Origin of the sequence: Streptomyces sp. NPDC001502 (assembly GCF_042894785.1) — a bacterium.
GTDB classification, from domain to species: Bacteria; Actinomycetota; Actinomycetes; order Streptomycetales; family Streptomycetaceae; genus Streptomyces; species Streptomyces kutzneri.
This window is the reverse complement of record NZ_JBIAVW010000015.1, coordinates 164,669-178,436: the sequence shown is the minus strand read 5'-3', so window position 1 is coordinate 178,436 and position 13,768 is coordinate 164,669. Positions and strand designations below refer to the sequence as shown.

Annotated in this window: 9 protein-coding genes; 5 read left to right on the top strand and 4 right to left on the bottom strand. The window is 72.2% G+C overall.

The window, feature by feature from the left end:
• Positions 1-53: 53 nt before the first annotated feature.
• From ACFY0D_RS25645 to ACFY0D_RS25635, 3 genes are all read right to left on the bottom strand, one after another.
• Positions 54-1,199, bottom strand: a complete 1,146-nt coding sequence (locus tag ACFY0D_RS25645; RefSeq protein ID WP_390800388.1) for an ADP-ribosylglycohydrolase family protein — start codon at positions 1,197-1,199, stop codon at positions 54-56.
• Positions 1,200-1,206: 7 nt separating this feature from the next.
• Complete coding sequence (locus tag ACFY0D_RS25640) at positions 1,207-2,400, bottom strand: ADP-ribosylglycohydrolase family protein (protein ID WP_390800409.1); 1,194 nt, start codon at positions 2,398-2,400, stop codon at positions 1,207-1,209.
• An 845-nt stretch (positions 2,401-3,245) separates the two neighbouring features.
• Positions 3,246-4,232 carry an ADP-ribosylglycohydrolase family protein gene (locus tag ACFY0D_RS25635; protein ID WP_301371725.1) on the bottom strand — a complete coding sequence of 329 codons (987 nt, stop codon included), beginning with the start codon at positions 4,230-4,232 and terminating at the stop codon, positions 3,246-3,248.
• 259 nt (positions 4,233-4,491) lie between these two features.
• Between ACFY0D_RS25635 and ACFY0D_RS25630 the strand changes: the two genes are divergently transcribed.
• From ACFY0D_RS25630 to ACFY0D_RS25620, 3 genes are all read left to right on the top strand, one after another.
• Positions 4,492-5,223, top strand: a complete 732-nt coding sequence (locus tag ACFY0D_RS25630; RefSeq protein WP_390800387.1) for a VIT1/CCC1 transporter family protein — start codon at positions 4,492-4,494, stop codon at positions 5,221-5,223.
• Positions 5,224-5,596: 373 nt separating this feature from the next.
• On the top strand, positions 5,597-10,135 hold the full coding sequence (gene gltB / locus ACFY0D_RS25625) for a glutamate synthase large subunit (RefSeq protein WP_390800408.1): 4,539 nt from the start codon (positions 5,597-5,599) through the stop codon (positions 10,133-10,135).
• Positions 10,128-11,588, top strand: a complete 1,461-nt coding sequence (locus ACFY0D_RS25620; protein ID WP_390800386.1) for a glutamate synthase subunit beta — start codon at positions 10,128-10,130, stop codon at positions 11,586-11,588. The genes gltB and ACFY0D_RS25620 overlap by 8 nt, the downstream gene beginning before the upstream one ends.
• Positions 11,589-11,719: 131 nt before the next feature.
• On the opposite strand, the gene ACFY0D_RS25615 is transcribed toward ACFY0D_RS25620, so the two are convergent.
• On the bottom strand, positions 11,720-12,151 hold the full coding sequence (locus ACFY0D_RS25615) for a hypothetical protein (protein ID WP_390800385.1): 432 nt from the start codon (positions 12,149-12,151) through the stop codon (positions 11,720-11,722).
• A gap of 174 nt (positions 12,152-12,325) precedes the next feature.
• Here ACFY0D_RS25615 and ACFY0D_RS25610 point away from each other — a divergent pair, with 174 nt between their 5' ends.
• Positions 12,326-13,162, top strand: coding sequence for a helix-turn-helix domain-containing protein (locus ACFY0D_RS25610; protein WP_390800384.1), 837 nt, complete (start codon positions 12,326-12,328; stop codon positions 13,160-13,162).
• Complete coding sequence (locus tag ACFY0D_RS25605) at positions 13,147-13,347, top strand: DUF397 domain-containing protein (protein ID WP_390800407.1); 201 nt, start codon at positions 13,147-13,149, stop codon at positions 13,345-13,347. Before ACFY0D_RS25610 ends, ACFY0D_RS25605 begins: the two co-directional genes overlap by 16 nt.
• Positions 13,348-13,768 lie beyond the last annotated feature (421 nt).

The following is a 13,768-nucleotide window of genomic DNA, read 5'->3' as shown; positions in this document are numbered from 1 at the left end:
GGCCGTCCGCGGCGGGCGCGCAGGAGCGGCCGGGGCCGGCCCGGCGGTGCCCGTCACCGGGGGTCCGCGATCGCGGTGAAGGCCGACTCGTGGGACCGGCGGCGGGAGCGGTCGAGGGCGAAGATCTCCCGGGCCACCGCGGCCAGCGCGTCCGCCGGGGCGTGCAGGTCGAGGCGGCTGGCCTCGGCTACCTGCTTGGCCCAGGCGGCCGGGACCACGGCCTCGCCGCCCAGGGCCCCGGCGATCGCCCCCGCCATGGTGGCGATGGAGTCGCAGTCCCGGCCGTAGTTGACCGCGCCGAGCACCGCGGTCTCGTACCGCCCGTCCGCGACGAGCAGCATCCCCAGCGCGACCGGGAGCTCCTCGATGGCGTGCAGGCGGGAGGGACGGCGGGCGCCGAGCGACGGGTCGCGGTAGTCCGGGCCGACCGAGTCGTACGGGGTCACCGCCGCCCGCAGCGGGGCCAGCGCCGACTCGAAGTCCCGATGGCCGGCGGCCACTTCGCGGACGGCCGCGATCGCGTCGCGCGTGCCGTCCTTGGCCAGGGACAGGGCCGTGTCCACCACCGAGGCGGCCGTCGCGCCCGGCACGCACGCGGCCGCCACCGCCGCCGCGAACACGCCCGCCGCCTCCCGTCCGTACGACGACTGGTGCGCACCGGCGATGTCCAGCGCCTCCGCGTACGCGCCCGCCGGATTGCCCGCGTTGGCGATGCCCACCGGCGCCATGTACATCGCCGCGCCGCAGTTGACGATGTTGCCGTTGCCGGCCTCGCGGGGGTCGGCGTGTGCGTAGTGCAGCCGGGTCACGATCCACTTCTCGGCGAGGAAGATCCGCTGCAACGGCAGTGCCTCGGCCTCCAGTTCCGGGATCCAGCGGGGCGTGGACATCAGGTCGGGGACCAGGTGGTCGGCGATCGCGTAGGCGTCGAGGTGGTCCCGTACGGCCTCGTAGACCCGTACCAGCGCGTGCGTCATCAGGGTGTCGTCCGTGACGTGCCCGTCGCCCTTGTGGTACGGCGCGATGGGGCGGGCCGTGCGCCAGTCCTCGTGCCAGGGGCCGACGATGCCGTGCACGCGGCCGCCGTGCCGTTCCACGATCTGGTCCGGGGTCCAGCCCTCCACCGGGCCGCCGAGCGCGTCGCCGACGGCGGCTCCGACGAGAGCGCCGCGGGCCCGGTCCTCCAACGTGAGCGTCATGTCCGAATCATCCCTTGGGTGAGGTGAGTTCCGTGGCCGCGAGGAGCGCGGCGAGTTCCACGAGGTCGGTGCCGGCGAGACGCGGGAGGGCGCAGCCGGAGAGGGTGCGGCACGCCTCGCGCCAGGCGGCGGGGATCGAGTCGCCGCCGCCGAGGACGCCGGTCAGCGCGCCGGCCAGAGCGGGGGCGGAGTCCGCGACGCGGGACAGGCAGGCGGCGGCCGGGACGGCCTCGGTCATCCTGCCGCGGGCGGCGGTGGCGAGGGCGAGGGCCACGGGGACGGTCTCGGCGGCGGCGATCCCGTAGCTGTAGACGTGGTCGACGATCTCGTGTTCGAGGGTGGGGACGATGGCGAAGGCGCCGCCGTCCTTGTGGGTACGGGCGAGGCGGACGGCGTGCCGGGCGTTGCGGCCGATCTCGGTGGCCTCGGGGAGCTGCGCGAGGGCGGCGTCCACGGCGGCGTCGACGGCGTCGTCGGCACCGGTGGCGCTCAAGGCGGTGGCGATGGCGGCGGCCATGGCGCGGGCGCCGTGCACCCCGTCGCCGTCCTGGGTGTAGCGGGCGTCGAACTCGGCGAGGTCGGCCGCGGCCCGGGCGTCGCCGGGATGCACGACGGCGAGGACGCAGGCGCGGACGCAGGCGGCGTCGTCGAAGTAGTGCGGGTTGTCGTGGCCGGTGGCGGGCGGGCGCAGACCGGTGGCGAGATTGCCGAGTCCGGCGCGGACGGAGATCCGGGCGCGGAGGGGGAGGACGGCGGACTCGACCTCGGGTGCGCGTTCCGCTGCCGCGGCGACCTCGGAGGCGAGGGCGTTCCACGCGAGGTCGATGGCGGCGCGCATGCGGCGGGACCGGGAGAGGTCGCTGAGCAGTACACCGGCGGCGGTGAGGACGGACTCGGCGACGAAGGCGGCCCATTCGGCGTCGTCTGAGGGGCCGAGGCGGAGCGGTTCGGGCGGCTGGTTGAGGGCGATGGGGACGGGGAGGGTGGTGGTGGCGTTCTGCTCGGCGAAGGTGTCGAGCTCGCGGGTGAGGCGGCGGGTCCACTCGGGCATCCGGCTGGCGCGGTGGCGGGCGGCGGGCCACCCGGCCGCGTCGCCTGCGGCGAGCCCGAGCAGAAGGCCCTCGATGGGCCGGGCCCCTGCGGGGAGCTCGGCGGGACGCTCCGGGGTCCGGACCCTGATCCCGGCCACGACCCCGGCCATGACCCTCGCACCGGTCCCGGACACCGTCTCGACTCCGGTCGTGCCCGCGGCTGCGGCCGTACGGGCCTGCACCCGGGCGGGGTCGGCCGTACCTGCAGCGTGCTGCCCGACCCGGACCACGGTCCCTGCCCCGGCGGCCGCCCCGGGCACCGCCTCGGCCCCGGTCGTGCCTGCGGCTGCGGTCGTACGGGCCTGCGCCCGGGCGGGCTCGGCCGTGCCCGCAGCGTGCTGCCCGACCCGGACCACGGTCGCTGCCCCCGCGGCCGCCCCGGGACCGCCGACCCCGGCCACGGGGACCACGGTCCCGGCCCCCGCCCCGGCTCCGGTCCCGGGCGCGCCCGGGGCGTGCTGCCCGGCGCGGACCACGACACGCGCCCCCGCCCCCGCGCCCAGGAGCTTCCGCCCGGCCGGGGACGGGTCCCCGGGTCCCCGCTCGCCCGGAGGCACGATCCCGGGCCGAGGCTCTGCCGAGGCCATACCCGGGGGCGGGGTCACGGGCCCTCGTTCCGCCGGGGCCGGACCCATACCCGGGGGCGGGGTCACGGGCTCCCGTTCCGCCGGGGCAGGGGGCAGGGTGTGCAGTGGCGCGCCGGCTTGAGCTCGGCCCCAGGGGGGTGGGCTCCCGAGGCCCCGCTCGGTCGAGGGCAGGCCCTCGGGCCCCTGCTGCTCCGCCGGGATCACCGGGGCCGGCCCCGGCAGCCGAAGGGGCGGTGCCTCGGCCCGGGGGGCCCGGTCATTCGGGGGCGGGTCCCCGGGGCCCCGCTCTACCGGTGCCGCAGCCGTGCCCGTACTCGGGGTCGGATTCGCCGGGGGCAGCGCCGGCGTCCGGTCGTCCGGGGTGAGGGTCATCGGGCGGCCTCGCATTCCGGGGTGAGGAGGTCCGCGATGTCCAGGACGTGGTAGCCCCGCATCGAGGGGAGGCAGCTGCCGCGGACCGGGCCGATGGCCGAGGACCAGGCGGCGGGGATCGCGGCGGCGCCCGACAGGGCGCCGGCCAGGGCGCCCGCCACCGCCGCGGTGGTGTCGGCGTCGCGGCCCATGTTCACGGCGGTGAGGACGGAGGACGGGAAGTCGCCCCGGCAGGCGGCGAAGGCGCCGAAGGCCAGGCCCACCGCCTCCGGGGCCAGGTCGGTCCACGGGTAGCCGCCGATGACCACCGCCGAGCGCACCGCCCGTTCGCCGCGCGGGGCGGCGGTGACCGCCCGGCGCAGGGAGCGGGCCGTCCAGGAGTCGGACGGGATCACGGACAGGGCCGCCGAGATCACCGAGGCGGGGGAGCCGCCCGCCATGGCCGCGGCCACGCCCGCCGCGACCGCCTGGCCGCCGTAGATGCCCTCGCCGTCGTGGCTGACCGAGCCGTCGATTGCGACGAGCCGGGCCGCTTCCGCGGGCCGGCCCGCGGCGAAGACGCCGAACGGCGCGGCCCGCATGGCCAGGCCGTCCGACCACGCGTGCCGGTGCTGGGCGGAGATGGGCGCGGCCAGGCCCCGGCGGAGGTTCTCCAGGGTGCCGCGCTCCGAGAACCCGGCGCCCCGGAACGGGCCTTCGTCGAGGTCGGCGATCCAGTGGTGCCAGGCCCGCTCCACGTGGGAGACGGTGAGCGCCGAGCCGTGGCGGGCCAGCAGCAGCCCCGAGAAGATCGCGTACTCGGTGTCGTCCGTGCCCGCCGGGTCCTCCGACACGAACCCCTCGATGCGGCCCCACTTCGCCCGGATCTCCGACGGCTTCATGTTCTCCGCGGGGGCGCCCAGCGCATCGCCGACGGCGAGTCCGAGAAGAGCGCCCCTGGCCCGTTCGAGGAGGACCTGCGGATTGCATGCAATCAGCTTCATCGGCTCCATGGCGCGCCTCTCCCACATTGGATGGGGCTCATCATGAGCCCTTGGGGGATTTGTGCCATGGCATGTGGTTTGTCGCTCGTCGCGAAACACCCCGCGAACACCCTCGTCACCCGGTCGCCGACCCGCAAAAGCCCAGGTAAGTACGGCCTTCCTTGCTGGCGGGCGACAGAAATCGTGCGTAGTTTCGAGGTGTTCAGGGGGAGCGGGGCGCGTTGCGGCGTCCGATCGCACATTTGGGGAGATTCCACGCATGTCCATCATCGACATCGAAGCACCGCTGCACACCGCGCACCGCGACAACCACACCCACCGCGACGTCAACGGCGGATGGCTGAGGCCGGCCGTCTTCGGCGCCATGGACGGGCTCGTCTCGAACCTCGCCCTGATGACCGGTGTGGCCGGCGGCGCCGTCGCCCCGCAGACCGTCGTCATCACCGGACTGGCGGGGCTCGCGGCGGGTGCCTTCTCGATGGCGGCCGGCGAATACACCTCCGTCGCCTCGCAGCGCGAACTGGTCCTCGCCGAACTGGACGTGGAGCGGCAGCAGTTGCGCAAGCACCCGATCGACGAGATGGAGGAGCTCGCCGAGCTCTACGTCTCCCGCGGCGTCGAGCCGTCGCTCGCCCGCGAGGTCGCCATGCAGCTCTCGCGCGATCCCGAGCAGGCGCTGGAGATCCACGCCCGCGAGGAGCTCGGGATCGACCCCGACGACCTGCCCTCGCCGCTGGTCGCCGCGGTCTCGTCGTTCGGTTCGTTCGCGCTGGGCGCGCTGCTCCCCGTACTGCCGTATCTGCTCGGCGCCACCGCCCTGTGGCCCGCGGTGCTGCTCGCGCTGGCCGGGCTCTTCGCCTGCGGTGCGGTCGTCTCCCGGGTCACCGCGCGGTCCTGGTGGTACAGCGGCGTACGCCAGCTGGCCCTGGGTGGCGCGGCCGCCGGTGTGACGTACATCCTGGGAACCTGGATCGGCGGAGCCATAGGCTGACCGCGGCTGGAGTGAGACACTATGCAGTACGCAACATAAGTAGTCCGTTACCCGGCGGTTTCGAATCCGTGTCCGCCGGGAATCACACCAGGGCTCCGGGCAACGATGCCCGCCCTGCACCGGGACCTCCGCCTCGCGCGATACCTCCGTAGAGCGCCGCGAAAGTCCCCTCTTTCTGCCTCGTGCAGTCCGCATGCTGGAATGGCGTATCCGCTTCTCGGGATTGTCGTCATCATGTAATCTGCACGAAATTTCGCAGAGGGCCAACGTCGTCCCTCGGCTATGCACATATGCCACGACGACGACGGGAGAGCCGATGCGTTCCGCATCCACGCACTCCGCGACCGGCTCCAGCACCACCGCCTGGTCGCCCATGGACGGTCGCCCCGCCCAGCAGGGCATGTACGACCCGCGCAACGAGAAGGACGCCTGTGGCGTCGGATTCGTGGCGAACCTCACCGGCGAGGCCACCCACACACTCGTTGAGCAGGCCCTGACCGTATTGCGGAACCTCGAGCACCGCGGCGCGACCGGCTCCGAGCCGGACTCGGGCGACGGCGCCGGAATCCTCAGCCAGGTCCCCGACGCGTACCTGCGCGAGGTGGCCGGCTTCGAGCTCCCCGCCGCCGGCGGCTACGCCGTCGGTATCGCCTTCCTCCCCGCCGACGGCACCGCACAGGCCGTCGCCGTGGAGCAGATCGAGGCCATCGCCGCCGAGGAGAACCTCACGGTCCTCGGCTGGCGCGAGGTCCCGGTCACCCCGGACCTGCTCGGCAACGGCGCCCGCGCCACCATGCCGGCCTTCTCGCAGCTGTTCGTGAGCAACGGCAGCACGGGCATCGAGCTGGACCGCAAGGCCTTCGTGCTGCGCAAGCGCGCCGAGCGCGAGGCCGGTGTCTACTTCCCGTCGCTCTCCGCCCGCACCATCGTCTACAAGGGCATGCTGACCACCGGCCAGCTGGAGCCCTTCTTCCCGGACCTCTCCGACCGCCGCTTCGCCTCGGCCGTCGCCCTGGTCCACTCGCGCTTCTCCACGAACACCTTCCCGTCGTGGCCGCTCGCCCACCCGTACCGCTTCGTCGCGCACAACGGCGAGATCAACACGGTCAAGGGCAACCGCAACTGGATGAAGGCCCGCGAGTCCCAGCTGGCCTCCGAGGCCTTCGGCGACGGCGTGCTGGACCGGATCTTCCCGATCTGCACCCCGGACGCCTCCGACTCGGCCTCCTTCGACGAGGTCCTGGAGCTCCTCCACCTCGGCGGCCGCTCCCTCCCGCACAGCGTGCTGATGATGATCCCGGAGGCGTGGGAGAACCACACCTCCATGGACCCGGCCCGCCGCGCGTTCTACAAGTACCACTCGACGCAGATGGAGCCCTGGGACGGCCCGGCCTGCGTCACCTTCACCGACGGCACCCAGGTCGGCGCGGTCCTCGACCGCAACGGTCTGCGCCCCGGCCGCTACTGGGTCACCGACGACGGCCTCGTCGTCCTCGGCTCCGAGGTCGGCGTGCTCGACATCGACCCGGCCAAGGTCGTCCGCAAGGGCCGCCTGCAGCCCGGCAAGATGTTCCTCGTCGACACCGCCCAGAAGCGGATCATCGAGGACGACGAGATCAAGAACGAGCTGGCCGCCGCCGCCCCCTACGCGGAGTGGCTGGAGACCGGCGAGATCGAGCTGTCGGACCTGCCCGAGCGCGAGCACATCGTGCACACCCACGCCTCGGTCACCCGCCGCCAGCAGACCTTCGGCTACACCGAGGAAGAGCTGCGCGTCATCCTCGCGCCGATGGCCCGTACCGCCGGCGAGCCGCTCGGCTCCATGGGTACGGACTCCCCGATCGCCGCCCTGTCCGAGCGCCCCCGGCTGCTCTTCGACTACTTCACCCAGCTCTTCGCGCAGGTCACCAACCCGCCGCTGGACGCCATCCGCGAGGAGCTCGTCACCTCGCTGCTGTCCTCGCTCGGCCCGCAGGGCAACCTGCTGGAGTCGACCGCCGCGTCCTGCCGCAGCGTCACCCTGCCCTTCCCGGTGATCGACAACGACGAGCTGGCCAAGCTCATCCACATCAACGCCGACGGCGACATGCCGGGCATGAAGGCCGCCACGCTCTCCGGCCTCTACCGGGTCTCCGGCGGCGGCGAGGCCCTGGCCGCCCGCATCGAGCAGATCCGCGCCGAGGCCGACGCGGCCATCGCCAACGGCGCCCGCCTGATCGTCCTCTCGGACCGCCACTCGGACGCCGAGCACGCGCCGATCCCGTCGCTGCTGCTCACCTCCGCCGTGCACCACCACCTCATCGCCACCAAGCAGCGCACCCAGGTGGGTCTGCTGGTCGAGGCCGGTGACGTCCGCGAGGTCCACCACGTCGCCCTGCTCATCGGCTACGGCGCGGCCGCGGTCAACCCGTACCTCGCCATGGAGTCCGTCGAGGACCTGCTGCGCGCCGGTACCTTCCTGTCCGGCCTGGAGCCGGAGCAGGCCATCAAGAACCTGATCTACGCGCTCGGCAAGGGCGTCCTGAAGGTCATGTCCAAGATGGGCATCTCCACCGTCGCCTCCTACCGCGGCGCCCAGGTCTTCGAGGCCGTCGGCCTGAACGACGAGTTCGTCGAGACCTACTTCAACGGCACCGCCACCAAGATCGGCGGCGCCGGCCTGGACGTCATTGCCAAGGAGGTGGCCGCGCGCCACGCCAAGGCGTACCCCGTCTCCGGCATCGCGGCCACGCACCGCGCGCTGGAGATCGGCGGCGAATACCAGTGGCGCCGCGAGGGCGAGCCGCACCTGTTCGACCCGGAGACGGTCTTCCGCCTCCAGCACGCCACCCGCAACCGCCGGTACGACATCTTCAAGCAGTACACGGCCCGGGTGAACGAGCAGTCCGAGCGCCTCATGACGCTCCGCGGCCTGTTCGGCTTCAAGGCCGACCGCGAAGCCATCTCCCTCGACGAGGTCGAGTCGGTCGCCGACATCGTCAAGCGCTTCTCCACCGGCGCCATGTCGTACGGCTCCATCTCCAAGGAGGCGCACGAGACCCTCGCCATCGCCATGAACCAGCTGGGCGCCAAGTCCAACACCGGTGAGGGCGGCGAGGACCCGGACCGCCTGTACGACCCGGCGCGGCGCTCGTCCATCAAGCAGGTCGCCTCCGGCCGCTTCGGCGTGACCTCGGAGTACCTGGTCAACGCGGACGACATCCAGATCAAGATGGCGCAGGGCGCCAAGCCCGGCGAGGGCGGCCAGCTGCCCGGCCACAAGGTGTACCCGTGGGTCGCCAAGACCCGCCACTCCACCCCGGGCGTCGGCCTGATCTCCCCGCCGCCGCACCACGACATCTACTCCATCGAGGACCTGGCTCAGCTGATCCACGACCTCAAGAACGCCAACCCGGTCGCCCGCATCCACGTGAAGCTGGTCTCCGAGGTCGGCGTGGGCACGGTCGCCGCGGGTGTCTCCAAGGCCCACGCGGACGTCGTCCTCATCTCCGGCCACGACGGCGGAACGGGCGCCTCCCCGCTCACCTCGCTCAAGCACGCGGGCGGCCCCTGGGAGCTCGGCCTCGCCGAGACCCAGCAGACCCTGCTGCTCAACGGGCTGCGCGACCGGATCGTCGTCCAGACCGACGGCCAGCTCAAGACCGGCCGCGACGTGGTCATCGCCGCGCTGCTCGGCGCCGAGGAGTTCGGTTTCGCGACCGCCCCGCTCGTCGTCTCCGGCTGCGTCATGATGCGCGTCTGCCACCTGGACACCTGCCCGGTCGGCATCGCCACCCAGAACCCGGTCCTGCGCGACCGCTTCTCCGGCAAGCCCGAGTTCGTCGTCAACTTCTTCGAGTACATCGCGGAGGAGGTGCGCGAGATCCTCGCCGAGCTGGGCTTCCGCACGATCGAGGAGGCCGTCGGCCACGCCGAGCTCCTCGACACCACCAAGGCCGTCACGCACTGGAAGGCGCAGGGTCTCGACCTGGAGCCGCTCTTCTACGTGCCGGAGCTGCCCGAGGGCGCGGTCCGCCACGCCCTGATCGAGCAGGACCACGGTCTGGAGAAGGCCCTCGACAACGAGCTGGTCGAGCTCGCCGCCGACGCGCTGAACGCCGAGACCGCCGAGGCGGCCCAGCCGGTCCGCGCCCAGGTCGCGATCCGCAACATCAACCGGACCGTCGGCACCATGCTCGGCCACCACGTCACCAAGAAGTTCGGTGGCGCGGGCCTGCCCGACAACACGATCGACCTGACCTTCACCGGCAGCGCCGGCCAGTCCTTCGGCGCCTTCGTGCCGAAGGGCATCACCCTCCGCCTGGAGGGCGACGCCAACGACTACGTCGGCAAGGGCCTCTCCGGTGGCCGCATCGTGGTCCGCCCGGACCGCGGCGCCGACCACCTCGCCGAGTACTCCACCATCGCCGGCAACACCATCGGCTACGGAGCCACCGGCGGCGAGATGTTCCTGCGCGGCCGCACCGGCGAGCGCTTCTGCGTCCGCAACTCGGGCGCGCTGGTCGTCTCGGAGGGCGTGGGCGACCACGGCTGCGAGTACATGACCGGCGGCCAGGCGGTCGTCCTGGGCGAGACGGGCCGCAACTTCGCGGCCGGCATGTCGGGCGGCGTCGCGTACGTCATCGACCTCGACCCGCACAACGTCAACGTCGGCAACGCGGGCGCCGTCGAGGCCCTGTCCGACACCGACAGGCAGTGGCTGCACGATGTGGTGCGCCGCCACGAGGAGGAGACCGGCTCGACCGTGGCCGCGAAGCTCCTGGCTGACTGGTCCGTCGCGGTGGACCGCTTCAGCAAGATCATCCCCACCACGTACAAGGCAGTGCTCGCCGCCAAGGACGCCGCTGAGCTCGCCGGACTCTCGGAATCCGAGACCACGGAGAAGATGATGGAGGCGGCGACCCATGGCTGACCCGAAGGGCTTCCTCACCACCGCGCGCGAGACCGCCTGCACCCGTCCCGTCGCCGATCGGCTGAAGGACTGGAACGAGGTCTACGTTCCGGGCTCCCTGCTCCCGATCATCAGCAAGCAGGCCGGCCGCTGCATGGACTGCGGCATCCCGTTCTGTCACAACGGATGCCCGCTCGGGAACCTGATCCCGGAGTGGAACGACTTCTCGTACCGCGAGGACTGGACCGCCGCCTCGGAGCGCCTGCACGCGACGAACAACTTCCCGGAGTTCACCGGGCGGCTGTGCCCGGCCCCCTGCGAGTCGGCGTGCGTGCTCGGCATCAACCAGCCCGCCGTCACCATCAAGAACGTCGAAGTCTCGATCATCGACAAGGCGTGGGACAACGGCGACGTCACCCCGCAGGCGCCGGAGCGGCTGTCCGGCAAGACGGCCGCCGTCATCGGCTCAGGGCCGGCGGGCCTCGCCGCCGCCCAGCAGCTGACCCGGGCCGGCCACACCGTGGTCGTGTACGAGCGCGCGGACCGCATCGGCGGCCTGCTGCGCTACGGCATCCCCGAGTTCAAGATGGAGAAGGTGCACATCAACCGCCGCATCGAGCAGATGCGCGCGGAGGGCACCAAGTTCCGCACCGGCATCGAGGTCGGCCGCGACATCACCGCCACCGACCTGCGCAAGCGGTTCGACGCGGTGGTCATCGCGGCGGGCGCCACCGTCTCCCGCGACCTGCCGGTCCCGGGCCGCGAGCTGAACGGCATCCACTTCGCCATGGAGTACCTGCCGCTCGCCAACAAGGTCCAGGAGGGCGACTTCATGGCGCCCCCCATCACGGCCGAGGGCAAGCACGTGATCGTCATCGGCGGCGGCGACACCGGCGCGGACTGCGTGGGCACCGCCCACCGCCAGGGCGCGGCCTCGGTCACGCAGCTGGAGATCATGCCCAAGCCGGGCGAGGACCGGAACGCCAACCAGCCCTGGCCGACCTTCCCCATGCTCTACAAGGTCACCTCGGCCCACGAGGAGGGCGGCGAGCGGGTCTACTCCGTCTCCACCACCCACTTCGAGGGCGACGAGGACGGCAACGTCCAGGCCCTCCACCTGGTCGAGGTCGCCTTCGAGGGCGGCAAGCTCGTCCAGAAGCCCGGCACCGAGCGCGTCCTCCCCGCGCAGCTGGTCACCCTGGCGATGGGCTTCACGGGCACCGACCAGGAGAACGGCCTGGTCCAGCAGTTCGGCCTGGAGCTGGACCCGCGCGGCAACATCGACCGCGACGCCTCCTACGCGACCAACGTGGACGGCGTCTTCGTCGCCGGCGACGCGGGCCGCGGCCAGTCGCTGATCGTCTGGGCCATCGCGGAAGGCCGCTCGGCCGCCCGCGGCGTGGACCGCTTCCTGACCGGCAGCAGCGCCCTCCCGTACCCGGTCAAGCCGACGGATCGTTCTCTGACCGTGTAGTACGGGCAGCAGCACCCCGCCTCGCGAAGGGCGGGACCCCTCATGCGGTCCGTACAACGGCGTACGGAACTCCCGACACAGCGCCCGCCACGTCCCCGACCAGGGGTGGCGGGCGCTGTGGCGTGCCGGGGCTACTCGGGCTGGACGACCGTGGCGCCCCAGCGGGTGGACGGAGCCGAGGCCGTCACCCAGGCCCCGAAGCCGCCCTGCAGGCCGGTGCCGAGGGGGACGGTGACGCGCGCCGGGTCGCTCTCGGGGCACTCGACCGTGAAGGGGGCCGGGTCGCGGTCGGGGTGGTCGTTGAGGTGGAAGGCCACCTCTATGGTGCCGCCGCCCGCGCAGCCGAAGGTGATGAACGTGTCCAGCCGGGGCGAGAGGCCGCCCGAGACGAAGCCGCTGGAGCCGGCCTGCTCGGGTATCCAGATCAGCCCGTCGGGCCCGGGGTGGCCGACGATCTCGCCCCCCGCCGCGGCCTGGGCCGTGCCGACCGCCAGCGTCAGCGTGAGTGCTGCGGCCAGTGCGGCGATCGCGGCGGCCTTGCCGCGCCCGTGTGTCTGCTTCATGTGGTCCCCCATGGTGTCTTCGGTTCCGACTGGCACCGATCACGCTAACCAGCGGCACTGACAGCGGCCTGTGGCGTTGGGTAGTCGTATCAATCCGTTCCGATGTTTCACCGACCTGGTCGGGACTACGCTTTTTCGCGGAGCAAGAGCACTGTGGAAGCGGGGAGTTGGCTCGTGGCCAAGCAGAAGGATCTGAGCGGGGCGCAAACACCGGAGGAGTTCGCCCGCGAGGAACTGCGGCGCCACCGGGAAGCGGCCGGGCTGACCCAGGACGGCCTGGGCGAGCGGATCTTCACGAGCGGCACGTACGTCGGGCAGATGGAGTGCGGCACGCGGCGGCTGCGGCCGGAGATCGCGGAGCTCATCGACAAGGTGTTCGGTACGGGGGACTACTTCACCCGCCTGGCCAGGGCGTTCAAGTCGAAGCATGTCGAGTACTTCGCCGAGGCGGCCGAGCTGGAACGTCTGGCGACGGCCATCTTCGATTACGGCCCCACGCTCGTTCCCGGGCTGCTCCAGACAGCGGACTATGCGCGCGCCGTGATTCGGGCCGCTAGTCCCACCGGTCTGGGGGACCGTGTCGATTCCCTGATCGCGGCTCGCATGGAGCGTGCCCGAATTCTTGACGACCCAGATACCCCCGAATTGTGGGTTGTTCTGCACGAAGCCGTACTGCGTACGGCAGTCGGAGGGCACGCTGTGATGGCTGCCCAGCTGAGGCATATCTCCTCCTGCGTTCGCGCGCATCGGATCACCGTCCAGGTGGTGCCATTTGCGGCGGGTGCCCACGGTGCTCTGGGGGCGTATGTGCGCATCATGCAGTTCGTCGACGCACCCGACGCTGCTTACACGGAGGGCCCCCACGCAGGGCAGTTGCTCGACTGCCCGGCGCTGGTTCGGCGTCACTGGAGGTCATACGATCTTGCCAGGGCTGCCGCGCTGTCGCCGGAGGCGTCCCTGGCCTTGATTGAGTCGGTGGCGGAGGAGCACGCGAGATGCGCGCAGACGTGAACGGCCTGTCCTGGCGGAAGCCTTCGTACAGCAACGGGGAGGGCGGCGAGTGTGTAGAGGTCTCCGACGACCTCCCCGGCGTCGTCCCCGTCCGGGACACCAAGCTCGCGGGTGCCGGCCCGGTGTTGGTGTTCCCGGCCGCCGCGTGGGCTCCGTTCATCCGGGCTGTGAAGGGTCGAGCCTGATCTCGTGGCGCCACTGCTGACGTCCGGCCGGCGCGGCGCCCGTCGGTCCCCGGCCGGGAACCTGACGGGCGCCGGGCTTAAGGGTCGGTCGTGGGCGAGGGCGGCGGTCTCGCGTACGGCCGTGGCGACGGCCGGGGCGTCCTTCCTCAGGATCGCGCCGTGGTTGCTGGGGACCTTCGCGCTGAGCCGGATGTTCGGATTGCGCCGGAACACCGGGTCGAGGCCGGCGCGGATCCGTTCCTGCTCGTCGCCCTTGCTCCCGAAGGACGTTCCCGAAGCCAGTACGTACCGCACCGGGACGGTGATGCCGTCCAGTACGGGGCCCAGTTCGCGCTCGCGGGCGAGCCGGCCGACCTCGATGTTGCTGTCGGCCATCTCTTCGGCGGTCATCCGCGGGGTCAGGCCCGTCGGGCGAAGCAGT

Coding starts and splice junctions, on each gene's coding strand:
- ACFY0D_RS25645 (WP_390800388.1), bottom strand. CDS start 1,199: ATGACGCTCACGTTGGAGGACCGGGCCCGCGGCGCTCTCGTCGGAGCC.
- ACFY0D_RS25640 (WP_390800409.1), bottom strand. CDS start 2,400: ATGGCCGGGGTCGTGGCCGGGATCAGGGTCCGGACCCCGGAGCGTCCC.
- ACFY0D_RS25635 (WP_301371725.1), bottom strand. CDS start 4,232: ATGAAGCTGATTGCATGCAATCCGCAGGTCCTCCTCGAACGGGCCAGG.
- ACFY0D_RS25630 (WP_390800387.1), top strand. CDS start 4,492: ATGTCCATCATCGACATCGAAGCACCGCTGCACACCGCGCACCGCGAC.
- gltB (WP_390800408.1), top strand. CDS start 5,597: ATGGACGGTCGCCCCGCCCAGCAGGGCATGTACGACCCGCGCAACGAG.
- ACFY0D_RS25620 (WP_390800386.1), top strand. CDS start 10,128: ATGGCTGACCCGAAGGGCTTCCTCACCACCGCGCGCGAGACCGCCTGC.
- ACFY0D_RS25615 (WP_390800385.1), bottom strand. CDS start 12,151: ATGAAGCAGACACACGGGCGCGGCAAGGCCGCCGCGATCGCCGCACTG.
- ACFY0D_RS25605 (WP_390800407.1), top strand. CDS start 13,147: ATGCGCGCAGACGTGAACGGCCTGTCCTGGCGGAAGCCTTCGTACAGC.